The organism is Burkholderia sp. Bp8986, from assembly GCF_003854225.1.
GTDB lineage: Bacteria > Pseudomonadota > Gammaproteobacteria > Burkholderiales > Burkholderiaceae > Burkholderia.
Genome location: NZ_QTQM01000052.1, coordinates 19090 through 34787, shown reverse-complemented (window position 1 = coordinate 34787; position 15698 = coordinate 19090). Strand labels below are relative to the sequence as shown.

At 67.9% G+C, this 15698-nt stretch carries 14 protein-coding genes; 6 read left to right on the top strand and 8 right to left on the bottom strand.

Annotation, left to right across the window (positions count from 1 at the left end; genetic code table 11):
- The first annotated feature begins 153 nt into the window (after positions 1-153).
- The 4 genes from DID99_RS31800 (at position 154) to DID99_RS31785 (ending at position 4375) form a co-directional block, all read left to right on the top strand.
- A complete protein-coding gene (locus DID99_RS31800; protein ID WP_044848611.1) occupies positions 154-1224 on the top strand; it encodes a substrate-binding domain-containing protein in 1071 nt (356 codons plus the stop codon).
- A gap of 60 nt (positions 1225-1284) precedes the next feature.
- A complete protein-coding gene (locus DID99_RS31795; RefSeq protein ID WP_044848610.1) occupies positions 1285-1815 on the top strand; it encodes an OsmC family protein in 531 nt (176 codons plus the stop codon).
- 347 nt (positions 1816-2162) lie between these two features.
- Positions 2163-2882, top strand: coding sequence for a response regulator transcription factor (locus DID99_RS31790; RefSeq protein ID WP_124524332.1), 720 nt, complete (start codon positions 2163-2165; stop codon positions 2880-2882).
- Positions 2882-4375: a HAMP domain-containing sensor histidine kinase gene (locus tag DID99_RS31785; RefSeq protein ID WP_124668298.1), complete on the top strand. Its 1494-nt coding sequence runs from the start codon at positions 2882-2884 to the stop codon at positions 4373-4375. Before DID99_RS31790 ends, DID99_RS31785 begins: the two co-directional genes overlap by 1 nt.
- 221 nt (positions 4376-4596) lie before the next feature.
- Here DID99_RS31785 and DID99_RS31780 read toward each other — a convergent pair whose 3' ends face one another.
- Together DID99_RS31780 and DID99_RS31775 are read right to left on the bottom strand one after the other, a co-directional pair.
- On the bottom strand, positions 4597-4986 hold the full coding sequence (locus DID99_RS31780) for a hypothetical protein (protein ID WP_124668297.1): 390 nt from the start codon (positions 4984-4986) through the stop codon (positions 4597-4599).
- Positions 4987-5131: 145 nt separating this feature from the next.
- The gene (locus DID99_RS31775; RefSeq protein WP_124572178.1) at positions 5132-6232 is read right to left on the bottom strand and encodes an AraC family transcriptional regulator; all 1101 of its coding nucleotides are present in this window, start codon (positions 6230-6232) and stop codon (positions 5132-5134) included.
- A gap of 321 nt (positions 6233-6553) precedes the next feature.
- Between DID99_RS31775 and DID99_RS31770 the strand changes: the two genes are divergently transcribed.
- Entirely contained in the window at positions 6554-8188 is a 1635-nt protein-coding gene (locus tag DID99_RS31770) for an AMP-binding protein (protein WP_124668296.1), read from the top strand.
- Positions 8074-9429, top strand: coding sequence for an AraC family transcriptional regulator (locus DID99_RS31765; RefSeq protein WP_124668295.1), 1356 nt, complete (start codon positions 8074-8076; stop codon positions 9427-9429). Before DID99_RS31770 ends, DID99_RS31765 begins: the two co-directional genes overlap by 115 nt.
- 264 nt (positions 9430-9693) lie before the next feature.
- Here the strand turns inward: DID99_RS31765 and DID99_RS31760 are convergent, their stop codons facing one another.
- The 6 genes from DID99_RS31760 to DID99_RS31735 form a co-directional block, all read right to left on the bottom strand.
- Positions 9694-10950 (bottom strand): MFS transporter, encoded by a 1257-nt coding sequence (locus tag DID99_RS31760; RefSeq protein WP_124668294.1) that lies wholly within the window; start codon positions 10948-10950, stop codon positions 9694-9696.
- Between the two features lie 136 nt (positions 10951-11086).
- The gene (locus DID99_RS31755) at positions 11087-12514 is read right to left on the bottom strand and encodes an MFS transporter (protein WP_044848446.1); all 1428 of its coding nucleotides are present in this window, start codon (positions 12512-12514) and stop codon (positions 11087-11089) included.
- Between the two features lie 207 nt (positions 12515-12721).
- A complete protein-coding gene (gene aroQ, locus DID99_RS31750; protein ID WP_044848489.1) occupies positions 12722-13165 on the bottom strand; it encodes a type II 3-dehydroquinate dehydratase in 444 nt (147 codons plus the stop codon).
- A 19-nt stretch (positions 13166-13184) separates the two neighbouring features.
- Complete coding sequence (aroE, locus tag DID99_RS31745; protein WP_124523946.1) at positions 13185-14018, bottom strand: shikimate dehydrogenase; 834 nt, start codon at positions 14016-14018, stop codon at positions 13185-13187.
- A complete protein-coding gene (locus tag DID99_RS31740; protein WP_124668293.1) occupies positions 14018-15238 on the bottom strand; it encodes a CaiB/BaiF CoA-transferase family protein in 1221 nt (406 codons plus the stop codon). Before DID99_RS31740 ends, aroE begins: the two co-directional genes overlap by 1 nt.
- Complete coding sequence (locus DID99_RS31735) at positions 15238-15696, bottom strand: MaoC family dehydratase (protein WP_044848448.1); 459 nt, start codon at positions 15694-15696, stop codon at positions 15238-15240. The genes DID99_RS31740 and DID99_RS31735 overlap by 1 nt, the downstream gene beginning before the upstream one ends.
- Positions 15697-15698: the final 2 nt, after the last annotated feature.

The following is a 15698-nucleotide window of genomic DNA, read 5'->3' as shown; positions in this document are numbered from 1 at the left end:
ATGCGCCGCAGCGGCTCGCTTTGATCGGCCGGCTCACGGAGCCGGAACGGTTTGTCATCCTAAGTCATATCCATTTCCGAATCGCTCGGTTTGAGTTTGCGTGCGGCGCTGATAGATTGGGCCGATATCGTCCTATCTGGAGACAGGCCCGCCATGCGCTCGTTGCTTCGCCGGAAATCGCGCGTCGATCTGAAGATCGGTGCATGCATGCTGTGGTTCGCGACCGCGCTGGGCGTGCCCGCCGCGCAGGCCGGTCCGCTCAAGGGCGCGCCCGCGCCGTTCGACAAGGGCGGCGTGAAGATCGCGCTGGTCAACTATCTGTCGACCGGCGACTTCTTCCAGGCCTACGAGGCCGGTGCGCAGAAGCAGGCGCGTGCGCTCGGCGTCGATCTGCGCATTTACGAGGGCCGGCAGGATGCGGCCGAGCAGCGCGAGCAGATCCAGCAGGCGATCAGCGTCGGCGTGTCCGCGATCATCGTCAATCACGGCCTGCCGGAATCGCTGAAGGACGTCGTGCAGCGTGCGCTGGACAAAGGCATCAAGGTCGTCGCGTTCGACGTCGACCTCGGCAACCCGAAGGTGCCGCAGATCGAGCAGAACGATCGCGACCTCGCGAACCTGCTGCTCGGGCAGGCCGTCAAGGACAACGGCGACGCGTTCTCGGCCGGGTACGTCTACGTCGCCGGTTTTGCGCCGCTCGACCGGCGCGATGCCGCGTGGCGCGACTTCAAGCGCGCGCACCCGAAGGTGCGGGAGAAGGCGCGCTGGGGCACCGTCGACAATCCGATCGCGCAGTCCGTCGCGAATCAGGCGGCCGCGGCGTATCGCGCGAATCCGGATATCCGTGTCGTCTTTGCGCCTTACGACGAGTTCGCGCGCGGCGCGAAGCTCGCCGCGGACGAAGCGAAGCTGGCGTCGAAGATCCGCATCTACAGTGCCGACATCTCGACGGCCGACATCGAGGCGATCCGCGCGCCGAACAGCGCGTGGGTCGCGACCGCCGCGACCAATCCCGCGGTCGTCGGCGCCGTGTCGGTGCGCGCGGCGGCACTGCTGGTGGCCGGCCAGGATCCGGGCGCGCGCATCGCGGTCAAGCCGACGCTGATCACGCGCGACGATCTCGTGAAAAACGACATTCGCACCGTGGCCGAACTCGGCGCGAAGTTTCCTGCGTTCCGCGCAAGCGACGCGGCGACCGCCGCATGGATTCCGGCGGCCGACTAATCGCCTCGGCACGCGGCGAATCGATCCGTCGCCCGCGTGCAGCCTACCCCTGACTCGACCATGACGACACTCAACGACTATCTCGCACAAAAACGCGATGCGTGGCACGCGAAGCAGCAGGCGGCCCGCAACGATCCCGATTTCAAGGCGACGCCGCTGAAGGCGACCGTGCGCGCGCTCGGTCGCAGCGGCGTGCGCGAGATCCGGATTCGCGACTTCCAGGTGATCAGCGACAGTCCGCCCGACTTCGCGGGCTACAACCTCGGGCCCGCGTCGCCGGAGTTGCAGCTTGGCGTGCTCGGCAGTTGCCTCACGCATATCACGTTGATCCAGGCGGCCGAGCGCGGCCTGAAGATCGATTCGATCGCGGTCGAGGTCACCGGCGACCAGCATCCGCTCGCACAGCAGCCGGGGTTCGAGCATGTCCCGGTATTCCCGCACAACATCCGCTATACGCTCGACATCGTGTCGCCCGAGCCGTCCGAGGCCATCCGCGCGCTGCATCAGGCGGTCGAGGCGGTCTGCCCGATCTTCAACCTGCTGAGGCTGCCGCAGGAGATCGACGGCGAATTGCGGCATACGCAGGGTTGACGCGCGGGAGCGGCGATGCGTCTGCGGCCATTCCTGCTGTTTGATTTGCCTTCAGCATGAAGCAAGAAATCTGGCCCGATTTTTAACGTCCATTGGGTGTTCGGGCGGGACACCGCAGATCCTGGGTTGGAGGACGGGGCGGCAAGCCTTGCGGGCATTGGCTCACGGGACGGGCACGATCCAAACTTAAACGATTTGTGACCCCTTTCCGCCGCAAAATTTTGCACAATGGCGGCAGCGCGGCATTGCGCCGCGATTCGCCCCGGGCAGGCCGGCTTGCCGGACCTGGCCGGCCGGAACCGCCGTTCGAGACCGAAGACCGCCGCCGACGTGCCGCCGCCGCCGCCATGGACCACCCCAAACGCATCCTGATCGTCGAAGACGACGCCGACATCGCCGACGTGCTGAGCCTGCACCTGCGCGACGAGCGCTACGAAGTCGTGCACAGCGCGGACGGCACGGAAGGGCTGCGCCTGCTCGAGCAGGGCAACTGGGACGCGCTGATCCTCGACCTGATGCTGCCGGGCGTCGACGGCCTGGAAATCTGCCGGCGCGCGCGCGCGATGACGCGCTACACGCCGATCATCATCACCAGCGCGCGTTCGAGCGAGGTGCACCGGATCCTCGGCCTCGAACTCGGCGCCGACGATTACCTGGCGAAGCCGTTCTCGGTGCTCGAACTCGTCGCGCGGGTCAAGGCGCTGCTGCGGCGCGTCGACGCGCTCGCGCGCGATTCGCGGATCGACGCCGGCACGCTCGACGTCGCCGGGCTGTCGATCGACCCGATCGCGCGGGAAGCCGCCGTCGACGGCACGCGCATCGACCTCACGCCGCGCGAGTTCGACCTGCTGTATTTCTTCGCGCGGCATCCGGGCAAGGTGTTCTCGCGGATGGACCTGCTCAATGCCGTGTGGGGCTATCAGCACGAAGGCTACGAACACACGGTGAACACCCACATCAACCGGCTGCGCGCGAAGATCGAGGCCGATCCGGCCGAGCCCGTGCGGATCCTCACCGTGTGGGGGCGCGGCTACAAGCTCGCCGCGCCGGACCAGCGGGACACGTGATGAAGCTGACCCTCACCCAGCGGCTGTCGCTCGTGTTCTCGATCCTGCTGCTCGCGTGCTCGGGTGCGTCGGCGTGGCTGCAGATCCGCGCGAACGACATGCGCGAGAAGGAAGTCGTGCAGGGCCTGTCGCGCGATCTCGCCGCGCACATCGCCGGCAGCACGCCGCTGATGGACGCGAACGGGCTGCGCCCGGACGCCGTGCGCACGCTGTTCGGCCAGTTGATGGGCGTGAACCCGAGCGTCGAGGTGTACCTGCTCGACAACGCGGGGCGCATCAAGGGCGACGACGCGCCGCCCGGCCACGTGAAGCGCGAGCGCGTCGATCTCGCGCCGGTGCAGCGCTTCATCGCGGGCGAGCCGCTGCCGATCCTCGGCGACGATCCGCGCAGCCCCGACGCGCGCAAGGTGTTCAGCGCCGCGCCGCTGCAGCGCGCAGGGCAGCCGCCGTCCGGCTATATCTACGTGGTGCTGCTCGGCGAAGCGCACGACCGGCTGGCCGCGCGCGTCGACGCCGGCAACGTGCTGCGCACGACGCTGTGGTCGATGGCGGTCGTCGCGCTGCTCGGCCTGCTCGCGGGCCTGATCGCGTTCAGCTTCATCACGCGCCCGCTGCGCCGGCTGACCGACGCGATGCGCCGCTTCGACGCGAACGCCGCGCCCGATGCGCAGCCGCCGGTGCCGCGCTCGCCACCGGGGCGACGCGGCGACGAGATCGCGGTGCTCGAATCCGCGTTCGCGCAGATGGCCGACCGGATCGGCGACCAGTGGCGCGCGCTGACGCGCCAGGACCAGCAGCGGCGCGAACTGATCACGAACATCTCGCACGACCTGCGCACGCCGCTGACGTCGCTGCACGGCTATCTGGAGACGCTGTCGCTGAAGTCCGACACGCTCGCCGAACCCGAGCGCCGCCGCTACCTGTCGATCGCGCTCGCGCAGAGTTCGAAGGTCGGCCGGCTCGCGCAGGCGCTGTTCGAGCTCGCGCGGCTCGAGTCGGGCGGCGTGCAGGCCGAGCGCGAGCCGTTCTCGCTCGTCGATCTCGTGCAGGACGTATTCCAGAAGTTCGAACTCGCCGCGCAGTCGCGCGGCATCGCGCTGCATGCGCGGATCCCGCCGCGCGTGCCGGTCGTGTGGGCCGATCTCGGGATGATCGAGCGCGTGCTGACCAACCTGCTCGACAACGCATTGCGGCACACGCCGCAGCACGGCGAGGTCGAGGTCGCGCTGACGCCGCTCGACGATCGCGTGGTGGTGACCGTGTCGGATACCGGCGAAGGGATTCCGCCGGCGCGGCGCGAAGGGCTGTTCCGGCGGCCGCAGCGGCCGATCAGCGGCGGCGCGGCGACGAGCGGCGGGCTCGGGCTGCTGATCGTGCACCGGATGCTGGCGCTCAACGGCAGCGGCATCCGGCTCGTCGATCGGGACGGGCGCGGTGCGGTGTTCGAGTTTGCGCTGGCGGTGGCGAATCCGGCGGCGGGTGAGGCGCGCTGAAGCTGACGGAAGCCAACTGAAGCCGACCCGCGCCGTTGGCGCGATTTCCGCCCGAATGCATGCGCGGAAATCGCGGCGGGCTGCCCCCGGCTCGTCGGTCGTCCGTGGCTTCGAACGATGGGGCGATCAATGCGTTTCGGTCGGACGATGTCGCGATTTCCGCATCAGGATGTCACGCTGAAAGCGCTCGGTGCCGAGCGCTGCCGTGCGAGTCGCCAACGTCAAGGCATCCTGAGCAATCGCTCGAATTCCGCCGGTATGGCCTCGAACTTGTTCACGCCGTCTGGCGGCCACGAATTGGGGCTGCAATCGCCGAGATCCACTTGGGATGGCGTCGCGGCGGGCCGGTAGCCGCGCAGGGTCAACGGCAAGTCGGTGCCGTCGCAGCGCAGGCGTGCAAGCAAGACGCCGGTACGCTTGTTCACCACCGCAGCCTCCCAGCATTCATCGGCACAGCCGCGCGACTGGTAGACGAGCTTCTCGCCTGGATGGGTCCACTTCAGTTCGAACGGCCCCGAAGTCTGCGCATGCGCGGATGCGCAGACGAGCAGCCAGGCAACAGACTTGACGCCACCGAGAAGTGCCAGGCAACGGCTATGCAACGGTTTCATGATTCGCCCTGTTCAACGCGCAAGATCGGCACGGCGGCTGGCGAAAGCGCGCCTTCTTTCGGCTGAAAAAAGGAACACGGTCGGTTTGCGCTGCCTCGGTGACGACTTCACCGATCCTGGTCCACGCCACCGGCGGTGCTCGCTGTCACCCGCCACGCTTGCGCCGCACCTCGCTCGGCGTCGTGCCGGTCCAGCGCTTGAACGCGTGGCGGAACCCCACCGCGTCGCTGAAGCCGAGCGTCAGCGCGATGTCCTCGGTGCTGAGCGTGGTGGTGCTCAGGTAATCGATCGCGAGCGCCTTGCGCACACTCGTCAGCAGTTCGCTGTACGACGAGCCTTCGGCGTCGAGCTTGCGGCGCAGCGTGCGCGACGTCATGCACAGCGTATCGGCGATCGCGTCGATGTCCGGAAACTGCCCGGGCGTGCGCGTGAGTTCCTGGTAGACGCGCCGCGTGACGCCGGCCTGGCTGCGCAACTCGTCGAGCAGGCGCGCGCAGTGCGACGACACCTGCGCGGCGGTGATCGGGTTCGCGAGCTGCGGCGCGCGCGCGAGCCACGCGGCCGGGTAGCTCAACGCATGGTGCGGCTGGTCGAATGCGATCGGGCATTCGAGCGCATCGGCGAGCTGCGCCGCGTGCGCCGGCTCCGGCTGCGCGAACTGCGCGCGGGCCGGCACGCACCACGCGCCCATCACGTCCTTGATGATCGTCACGTGCAGCGCGAACTGCATGTCGATCAGGAAGCGGTACAGCGGCAGGTCCGGCCCGGGCAGCGCGGCTTCGTGCGGATCCGGGAACAGCCACGACGCGGTGTCGCCCTGTTCGACCCAGCGGATCGCGAGCATTCCGTTGGCCAGCTGGTGATATTTGACGGCGGAATCGAACACATGCGCGAGCGATTCCGAGCACAGCATCGCGTAGCCGTACATCCCGTAGCTCGACGCATGCAGCCGGTGGCCGACCTGCACGCCGAGATCGGTGCCGTCATAGCGGCCGATCGCGTTGCGCGCGGCGGTCAGGAACTGCAGCGGCGACGTGAGCGTGAACGGGTCGGCGACGGCGTCCGGCGCCAGGCCGGTGCCGTCGAGCACCGCGGCCGGGTCGAGGCCGAGTTCCTGCGCGACGCCGACGAGCACGGCCAGCTTGGCCGGCGAGAAGCGTTTCTCGCGCGACGCGGGGGCAAGCGGCGCGTCCGGCGGCGGGGCGGCGCCGGCGGCCGTCGGGGTCAAGAGCGCACTGCGCGGCATGGCTGGTTCTGCGTCCGATTCGATACCGTTCCGGGTTCGCGATTCTGCGCCGGAACACGCGGGCGCGCCATAGGGTTCACCCTGATGCGTACGGGCTTGCACGGTCCGGCAACGGCAAGCCGTCGCGCGAGCGCAAGCCGCGGCTGACCGCCCACCGCGCGTCCGCGTGTCCGTTTCGATCATCTTTTCGACCGCCCGGATCATTTCCAAAGAACGGTTGGCGGGCGATAGTTCCCGCTCAGGCGACGGCCCATGCGCATCCGGTGCGCGGGCCGCCGTGCGAACGGCGCTGCCCGGTGCCGTCCCCCGAGGAGCAGGACAATGACGAAGAGACACTGGATCGGCTCGTACGGCTCGATCCCCACCGAGATCGACCCCGATCGCTTTCCTTCCGTAACCGCGCTGCTGGACGACGCGATGCGCCGCTTCGCCGAGCGTCCCGCGTTCCGCGCGCTCGGCCGCACGCTGACCTACGCCGACGTCGACCGCCTGTCGGCCGCGCTCGCCGCGTACCTGCAGCAGGTCGTCGGCGTGCGCAAGGGCGACCGCGTGGCCGTGATGCTGCCGAACGTGCTCGCGTTTCCGGTGGCGACCGTCGCGCTCGCGCGGCTCGGCGCGATCCAGGTCAACGTGAACCCGTTCTATACCGCGCACGAACTCGAGCACCAGCTCAACGACGCGGGCGTCGAAGTGGCCGTGGTGTGCGGCGGCTCGATGGGGACGTTCGCCGACGTGGTCGGCAAGACGCGCATCCGGACCGTGCTGGGCGTGGGGCGCGGCGATCTCGGTGTCGTCGATGCGCCGGCCGGCGCGTGCGACGCGTTGCCGCCGGGCTCGATCCCGCTCGCGGATGCACTCGCCGCCGGCGCATCGCTCGTATTCGAGCCGGTCGCGCTCGGCGGCGCCGATCTGCTGCTGCTGCAATACACGGGCGGCACGACCGGGCTGTCGAAGGGCGCCGCGCTGTCGCACCGCAACCTGGTCGCGAACATCGAGCAGTTCGCGGCGATCGTGTCGGGCGCACGGCAGCCGGGCGAGGAGGTCGTCGTCACGGCGATCCCGTTGTATCACATCTTCGCGCTGACGGTGAACTTCCTGTCCTACTTCGCGATCGGCGCGGAGAACTGGCTCGTCGCGAACCCGCGCGACATGGACGGCTTCATCGACGTGCTGAAGGCCGCGCGGCCGACGGTGTTCGTCGGCGTCAACACGCTGTACGCGGGGCTCGCCGGCCATCCGCGGCTGAAGGAGGTCGACTGGTCGCGGCTGAAGCTGTCGGCCGGCGGCGGCGCGGCGGTGATCGACGTGATCTCCGCGCGCTGGAAGGCGGTGACGGGCAACTTCATCCGCGAAGGGTACGGGCTGTCGGAAACGTCGCCGGTGGTCACCTTCAACCCGCAGTCGATCGACGCGTTCACCGGCACGACCGGCCTGCCGCTGCCGTCGACCGACGTGAAGCTGCTCGACGACCAGGATCGCGAGGTCGCGATCGGCGAAGCGGGCGAGATCTGCGTGCAGGGGCCGCAGGTGATGGGCGGCTACTGGCAGAAGCCGGAAGCGAATGCGGCGGCGTTCACCGCGGACGGCTACTTCCGCACCGGCGACATCGGCGTGTTCGACGCGGCCGGCTTCCTGAAGATCGTCGACCGCAAGAAGGACATGATCATCGTGTCGGGCTTCAACGTGTACCCGAACGAGGTGGAAGCGGTTGCCACCGCGTTGCCGGGCGTGGCCGAATGCGCGTGCATCGGCGTGCCGGACGCGCGCACCGGCGAGGCCGTGAAGCTGTTCGTGGTGCTCGCGCCGGACGCGGCCGTGACCGAAGCGGAGCTCGTCGCGCATTGCCGCGCGAACCTCGCGGCGTACAAGGTGCCGAAGCTGATCCGCCTGGTCGAGCGGCTGCCGAAGTCGACGGTCGGCAAGATCCTGCGCCGGGAACTCAGCCGCGCCGACTGATGGCGCCGACGCGTCGCGCGCCCGGCGGCGCGCGGGCCGGCGCGCCGAAAGCCGAGAAAGCCGAGAAAGCCGAGAGAGCCGAGAGAGCCGAGAAAGCCCCGAAAGCCCCGAAAGCCCCGAAAGCCCCGAAAGCCCCGAAAGCCCGGCCCGGGCCGCTCAAGTACAATGCGAGCGGTTCGACCGACGGGGACGCGATGACCGGTTCAGACTCACCTTCCGCCCGGCCCGGGCAGGCGCTGCCGTCGCCGAGCGCGACGGTGCCGATTTCGCTCGTCAACGGCTTTCTGGCGAGCGCGGGCGCGCAGCGCGACGTGGTCGAGCGTTACCTGCGCGGGGCCGGCATCCCGCTCGAGCTGCTCGGCGAGCCGCACGCGCGCGTGACGGAAGAGCAGTTCTCGACGCTGTACCGCACGCTCGCGATCGACCTCGACGACGAGATGCCCGGCATCTTCTCGCGCCCGCTGCGCGGCGGCACGCTGAAGTACCTGTGCCTGAGCCTGCTCGATGCGCGCAACCTCGAAACGGCGCTGCACCGTTTCGGCCAGTTCTTCCATATCCTGCTCGACGACTTCTTCGTCGAATCGAAGCGCGACGGCCTCGTCGCGCAGGTGCTGCTGCGGCCGAACCCGGCCGTCGGCCCGATCGGCGCGCTCGGCCAGGAGCTGATGCTCAAGCTCGTGCACGGCGTGTGTTCCTGGCTGATCGGGCAGAAGATCCCGCTGCTGCGGATCGAGTTCGCGTGCCCGCGGCCGCGCCATGCGGTCGAGCACCTGTACTTCTTCACCGGCTCCGTGCAGTTCGACTGCGAACGCACGCTGATGCGCTTCAGCGCCGACTACCTCGACGCGCCGATCCGGCAGAGCAAGCGCAACCTGCGCAAGTTCCTCGCGCGCGCGCCCGGCGACTGGATCTTCGAATCGTTCAGCGAACAGCTCGTGTGCCATCGCGTGCGGCAATACTTGTCGGCGGCGCTGCCCGACCTGCCGGTGATCGAGCAGGCGGCCGAGCATCTGCATTGTTCGGTGCGCACGCTGAGCCGCCATCTGGCCTCGGAAGGCACGACGTTCCAGGCGCTCAAGGACGAACTGCGGCGCGACATCGCGATCCAGCGGCTCACCGACACGCTCGACACGATCGCGGCGATCGGCGCCGATATCGGCTTCGACGATCCGAGCGCGTTCCATCGCGCGTTCCGCCACTGGACGGGGAGTACGCCGGGGACTTACCGGCGGCGCGCGTAGCGCGGGTCGTTCAAACCCGGTTTCGATCCCGCTCCCATAACCGGCATCCTTCGCGCGCTCCCATGGACGGCTCCCCGTCGTCAGGCGTCAGCATGCGTGCGGTGTGTCGTTTTGCTTTTCGTATCGGCAATAGCGCATCGCGAAGATTCTCCACATCGCGTCGTTCGAGGTCACGAGCTGGCGGCGTCACATCGCGCGCGACGCATTCGACGGACGGGGCGAGCGCGTCGGCCGCGCGCTTCACACGCAAGCACGGCGGCCCGGTCAGCGGCTCGAACTCGCCGATACGCCGGACTGCCTGCCGACCGAAGTCGTGTGGATGATTGTCGGCAGCCACGCAAACGCGATCGTGACCAGCGTCACGCCGACGACGAGCATCGGCACCACCATCGGCCACGCGCCCAGTTGATAGCGCGGATCGGTGAAGACCGCTGCCGTCTGTCCCACGCTGAAAGCGAAGAACATCATGATGAAGCCGGACCACGATACCGCGCGGCCGGCCAGATGGGGCAGGCTGCTGACCGCCCCTGCCTGCCCGCAGGGCTGATGGATGCCGTGGCCGAGGCAATACACGCCATGCCCGAGGAGCAGCGGCCAGATGCTTCCGGGAAGCAGCGCACACCCCAATGCCTGAATCACCGCGCCGGTGAGGCTCAACGTTGCGCCTTGTCGCACCGTTCGCAGCATGCTCTGACGTCGCAGCAACAGGCGGCAGCCATACGTACTCAGCACATAGACGAACGTACCGCTCGCCGGTATCCAGCCATATCGCTGGGGCGACAGGCCGAGATGCCGGATGTAGATTGCGGGCGAGAGCAAGAGAAAGCAGAACATGCCGGTGTACGTCGAGGCGGCCAGCAGCGCCCATACCCTGAACGTGGCATTGCCGAATATCTCGCGCACGTCGCGGATCGAGCCGCTAATCGAGCCGCGGATCGAGCCCCGGCCCGAAGCGACTCGGGTGAAGCTTTCCTCGAAGCCGTACCAGCACATGACGAGCAGCCCGAACGCATACAGGCTCATCCCCGCGAGCACCCATCGCCATCCGGCCTGCTGCGTGACATACGCACCGAGAATCGGCGCGAGGAACGCCATCATCCCCATTCCCATGAAACCGCGCGCCATCACGTACGGGCCGTCGGCTGCCGAATACCGGTCGCGCACGGTCGCGCGCGCGCATACCAGGATCGCGGCCATCGCAAAGCCCTGCATCGCGCGAGCGGCGACCAGCATCGCCGCGCTCGACGCGAGCGCAGCCGCGAGCGCTGCCAGCGTGTAGAGCGCAAGGCCGCTCAGCAGCACGGGGCGGCGGCCGTATCGGTCGGCAAGACTGCCCATCGGCAATTGCCCGATACCGAATATCAATGCGAAAACCGTCAGGCTGACGCTGGCCGACCCCAGCGTCGCGGCGATTTCAGGCAGCGCCGGCAGGTAACTGTCGGTCGCCACCGGCTGGGCCGCCAGCAGAAGCGGCAACATGAGCGCGAAGTTCAGGCGGGCAGGGCGCGTGGTGTCCGGCATGACGGTTTTCGGCACGGTATCAGGCATCGGGTGAAGACGGCGGCAAAGCAAGTGCGCTCTGCCAGCGAGGGTGCAGCAGCAAGCCGGAACTGCCCGGCGGACGGGGCGCCGGACACGACGCCCCGTCGAGCGCCGGCTAGCTGCCCAGCGATCCCGGCACGTGTTCGTGCACGACGCGATGGCGCGCCATCGCAGCGACGCGCAGCCGGTCGTATTCTGCCTTGTCGACCGGTCGAGCGTTCGCTTGCCCCAGGTCGTTCATATGGACACGATGGGTCTCGCGTGCGCTCGCGGCCGCGAGCGACGCAATCACGGTGATGCCGAACGCGATCCCGCCGACGATCAGCCACACGTGGTGTGCGCCGGGCGGCGCGACCGCCGTGAACAGCGCGGGCAGCATCGCCGTGGCCGCGGTGCCGAGGTTCTGCGCGATCGCCATCGCGGAGACGCGCGTGCGGGTCGGGAAGAGTTCCGGGTAAAAGCACGGAAATACCGCGTTGTAGCCCTGGTACACGACCCCCCACATGAGCATCGACATCGCGAACGCGAGCGGCACGTTGCGGATGCTGATCGCATACAGGTAGGCGAACGCGAGCAGGCCGGCCGCCAGCGCGCCGACGATGATCGGCGGCCGGCGTCCGACCTTGTCGGACAGGTTGCCGACGAACGGAATCACGATCATCGCAACGATATTGCCCATCACCGTGATCCAGAGATAGATGTCTTTCTGGAAGCCGATGCCATACGCCGGCTGGACCGCATAGGCTGCGCCGAAGATCGTGGCGACGACCGGAATCACGTTCATCATCGACATGCAGGCCACGCGCACCATGTCGGGAAAGTGATGCCGGAAAGCGTCGGCGACGGGCGAGCCGGCTTGCGCCTGGTTGCGTACCGCTTCATCGAAGGCCGGCGATTCGTCGACCTTACGGCGAATGATCAAACCCGCAACGATGACCAGCGCGCTCAGCAGGAACGGAATGCGCCAGCCCCAGCTGTCGAATTGCGCGGACGGCATGTAGTAGGCGAGCGGCAGGAACACGGCGGCGGCCAGCACCTGGCCCGCCTGCACGCCCTGCAGCGTGAAGCTGACGAAGTATCCGCGCCGACCGAACGGCGCGTGTTCCAGGATCATCGAGCTCGCGCCGGTGATCTCGCCGGCCACGGCGAAACCTTGCAGCAGGCGAAGCGTCACCAGCAAGGCCGGCGCGATCAGCCCGGCTTGCTGATAGGTCGGCAGCAGGCCGACGCCGACGGTCGAGATGCCCATCAGGAACATGCAGAACAGCAGGACGGTTTTGCGTCCGCGCGTGTCGCCGAGATGGCCGAGCACGAACGCGCCGATCGGGCGCGACACGTAGCCGACACCGTAAGTGGCCAGCGACGCGATGATGGCGGTCGTGGGGCTGCCGTGCGGAAAGAAGATCTGCGGGAAGATCAGCGCCGATGCCGTGGCGTAGATGAAGAAATCGTAGTATTCGAGCACCGAGCCGATCCAGCCGCTGATGGCGGCTTTTCTCGATTGGTGCCTGCCGCGAGGCTCGTCTCGCAAGGTCGTGGTCATCGTCGTCTCCAGATATTGATATGTGTGCCGGGCAACGCGGGTGAAGCGGGGAGTCGTCACTGCCCGATGTGGCGACTCCGGTGTGTGACCTGACCGGGGCCCGTCGATCCGTCGCACGGCGAACCAGCGCGGTGCGCCACGCCGTGTACCCGCGAACGGTTGCGCATGGGCGTCGGTCCCGCATCGGCGGCCGATGCGGGAATCGGCCTATGCGTCGCCGAGCGCCGAGACCGCGGCCCGCAGCGCCAGCAGATAGCTCTGGACTCCGAAACCGCAAATCTGCCCGCTGACGATTTCAGCCAGCACGGAGTGATGCCGGAACGGCTCGCGCGCATGAATGTTGGACATGTGCAGTTCGACGATCGGGCACGTGAGGATGGCGAGGGCATCGCGAATGCCGTAGCTGTAATGCGTCCATGCCCCGGCGTTGATCAGCACCGCATCCTGGCGTTCCTCGAAGGCGCGATGAATGCGCTCGCACATCGCGCCTTCGCTGTTCGTCTGGAACGATTCCACCTGTACACCCAGTTCGCTCGCCAGCCCTTGCAGCCGCGCATCGATCTGCGCGAGCGTGATCGTCCCGTACTGTGCCGGGTCGCGCTTGCCGAACATGTTGTGATTGATGCCATGCAGCATCAGGATCTTCTTCATGCGAATCTCCATCGCGTGTTCAATCAAAGGGCACGGCCAGCCGATCGATCACCGAGCTGGTCTCGGGGCGTACGCCGCGCCACCACGCGAACGCTTCGGCTGCCTGTTCGACCAGCATGCCGACGCCGTCCGCAATGCCGTGTACGCCGGCGTTTTTCGCGAGCCGGAGAAACGGCGTCAGACGCTTGCCGTAGGCAAGTTCGTAGGCCGTGCCGGCCGGACTGAACACGCTCGGCGGGACCGGCGGCAGGTCGCCGGTCAGGCTCGCCGACGTCGCGTTGACGACCAGGTCGAAACGCCCCATCCGTGCGAGGTCCGCGTAGCCGCCGGCAACGAGCGGACCGCGTCCGGCGACCTGCGCGACCAATGCGCGCGCCTTGTCGACGTCGCGATTCGCGATGACCAGTTCAGCCGGTCCGGCTTCGAGGAACGGCAACAGCGCGCCGCGTGCCGCGCCGCCCGCACCGAGCACCAGGACACGCTTGCCGGCCATCGGCAGCCTGAGGTTCGCCTCGATATCGCGAACCAGGCCGATGCCGTCGAAGTTGTCGGCCAGGATGCGGCCGCCGTCGAACTTGAGCGCGTTGGCCGCGCCCGCGAGCTGCGCCCGCTCGCTGCGTTCGTCCGACATCGCGAACGCGTCGAGCTTGAACGGCGCGGTGACGTTGATGCCCTTGCCGCCGCCGTCGAAAAACGCACGGACCGTGGCAGCGAAAGCGCCTGCCGGCTCGACGGGCCCCTCGATCGCCGTATAGCTGAGGTCCTGCCGCGTTTCCTGCGCGAAGAGGCCGTGGATCAATGGGGATTTCGTGTGCCCGATCGGATTGCCGATCACCGCGTACTGGTCGGTCATCATTGGCTCGCTTTTGAATAGAGGACGCCGTCGGCCTGCATCGCGTCGATTTCGGCCGCATCGAACCCGAGGGCGCGCGCGACTTCCGCGTTGTGCTGCCCGAGATCGGGCGCGACGTCGCGTATCGTCGTATCGCAATCGGAAAACCGGAACGGCAGGTTGGGCAGGCGCAGCGTCCCGTAGCGCGGATGCTGTTGCTCGACGACCATGCCTCGCGCCTGGATCTGCGGATCGTTCAATACCTCGTCGATGCGCTGCACCTTCGCGCACGGAACGTCGATGCCGTCGAGCAGTTCCAGTACCGACGCGACGGAATGCGCGGCCACCCACGGCTCGACCACCGACAGAATCTCCGCGCGGTGCGCGTTGCGCCCGGTGCTGTCGTGAAACCGCGTGTCGGCGCCGAACTCCGCCGGGCCGCCGTGCGTCGCGATCAGCTCGGCGAAGCGTTTCCACGCATCGTCGACCTGCGCGGCGATCACGAGATCGCCGTCCGCGGCGCGGAATACGCCGTAGAGGGTCGAGGTCGGCATGTCGTGCCCGGTCTGCTCGGGCAGCACGCCCTGCAGCGTGTAGCACTGCACCGCGTATTCGTGCATCGATACCAGCGTGTCGTACAGCGCCATGTCGATGTGTTGCCCGCGGCCGCTCTTCACGCGCCCGAGCAGCGCGGCGTTGATGGCCGCGACCGCATGAATGCCGGTATACATGTCGCCGAGCGAGATGCGCAGCAGCGGCGGCCGCTCGCCGGGCGTGCCGACCATCTGCATGATGCCGCTCTTGGCTTCCGCGATCAGCCCGAAGCCCGCGCGATGCGCGTCCGGACCGGTGTGCCCGTACGCCGAAATCGAACAGTAGACGAGGCCCGGATTGCGCGCGGACAGTTCGGCATAGCCGAGCCCGAGCTTGTCCAGCGCGCCCGGCCGATAGTTCTCGATGAACACGTCGGCCGAGTCGCACAGCCGCTGCATGAACGCCTTGCCGCGCGCATCCTTCATGTTGACGCTCACGCCGCGCTTGCCCATGTTGAGCTGCAGGAAGTAGCCGCTTTGCTGGCCGTCGAGCACGGTCGCGTGCTGGCGTCCCGCGTCGCCCGAGCCGGGGCGCTCGACCTTGATGACTTCGGCGCCGAGCGCCGCGAGACAGCGCCCGACGTACGGCCCGGCAAGGAAGTGGCTGTAGTCGACGACGCGAATGCCTTCGAGTGGGCGAGCCTGCATCACAGTGCCTCCGGGCGGCGCGGCACCATCAGGCGATGCTCGCCGCGTTGAACGACCTGACCGTCCTGATTGATCAGCTCCGACGGCAGCACGACGATGCCCCAGTCCGGGCGACTCTTGCTCGCCCGCATCGAGCCGACGCGGAACGTCACGTGCAGCACGTCGCCGACCTTGATCGGCAGCAGGAAATCCCAGCTCCAGCCGAGCGACATGCCCGGCAGAAAGCGATAGTCGCTCTGCGTCTTCAGGCCGTCGGCGATGGACAGGCCGAACAGCCCGTGCGCGACGAGGCAGCCGAAATGGCTCGCGTTCGCGTATTCCTCGTCCACGTGGACGGGCGTATGGTCGCCGGTGAGGTCGGCGTACGCGAGAATGCGCTCCTTGGTCACGGTGTAGCTCGGGCTCGTGCACGTGTCGCCCTCGCGGGCGTCGTCCCAGTATTTTTCGACGATCGTCATGG

Excerpts from the sequence above, each read along its gene's own strand:
- DID99_RS31800 (WP_044848611.1), top strand. The coding sequence starts at position 154 with ATGCGCTCGTTGCTTCGCCGGAAATCGCGCGTCGATCTGAAGATCGGT.
- DID99_RS31795 (WP_044848610.1), top strand. The coding sequence starts at position 1,285 with ATGACGACACTCAACGACTATCTCGCACAAAAACGCGATGCGTGGCAC.
- DID99_RS31790 (WP_124524332.1), top strand. The coding sequence starts at position 2,163 with ATGGACCACCCCAAACGCATCCTGATCGTCGAAGACGACGCCGACATC.
- DID99_RS31785 (WP_124668298.1), top strand. The coding sequence starts at position 2,882 with ATGAAGCTGACCCTCACCCAGCGGCTGTCGCTCGTGTTCTCGATCCTG.
- DID99_RS31780 (WP_124668297.1), bottom strand. The coding sequence starts at position 4,986 with ATGAAACCGTTGCATAGCCGTTGCCTGGCACTTCTCGGTGGCGTCAAG.
- DID99_RS31775 (WP_124572178.1), bottom strand. The coding sequence starts at position 6,232 with ATGCCGCGCAGTGCGCTCTTGACCCCGACGGCCGCCGGCGCCGCCCCG.
- DID99_RS31770 (WP_124668296.1), top strand. The coding sequence starts at position 6,554 with ATGACGAAGAGACACTGGATCGGCTCGTACGGCTCGATCCCCACCGAG.
- DID99_RS31760 (WP_124668294.1), bottom strand. The coding sequence starts at position 10,950 with ATGCCGGACACCACGCGCCCTGCCCGCCTGAACTTCGCGCTCATGTTG.
- DID99_RS31755 (WP_044848446.1), bottom strand. The coding sequence starts at position 12,514 with ATGACCACGACCTTGCGAGACGAGCCTCGCGGCAGGCACCAATCGAGA.
- aroQ (WP_044848489.1), bottom strand. The coding sequence starts at position 13,165 with ATGAAGAAGATCCTGATGCTGCATGGCATCAATCACAACATGTTCGGC.
- aroE (WP_124523946.1), bottom strand. The coding sequence starts at position 14,018 with ATGACCGACCAGTACGCGGTGATCGGCAATCCGATCGGGCACACGAAA.
- DID99_RS31740 (WP_124668293.1), bottom strand. The coding sequence starts at position 15,238 with ATGCAGGCTCGCCCACTCGAAGGCATTCGCGTCGTCGACTACAGCCAC.
- DID99_RS31735 (WP_044848448.1), bottom strand. The coding sequence starts at position 15,696 with ATGACGATCGTCGAAAAATACTGGGACGACGCCCGCGAGGGCGACACG.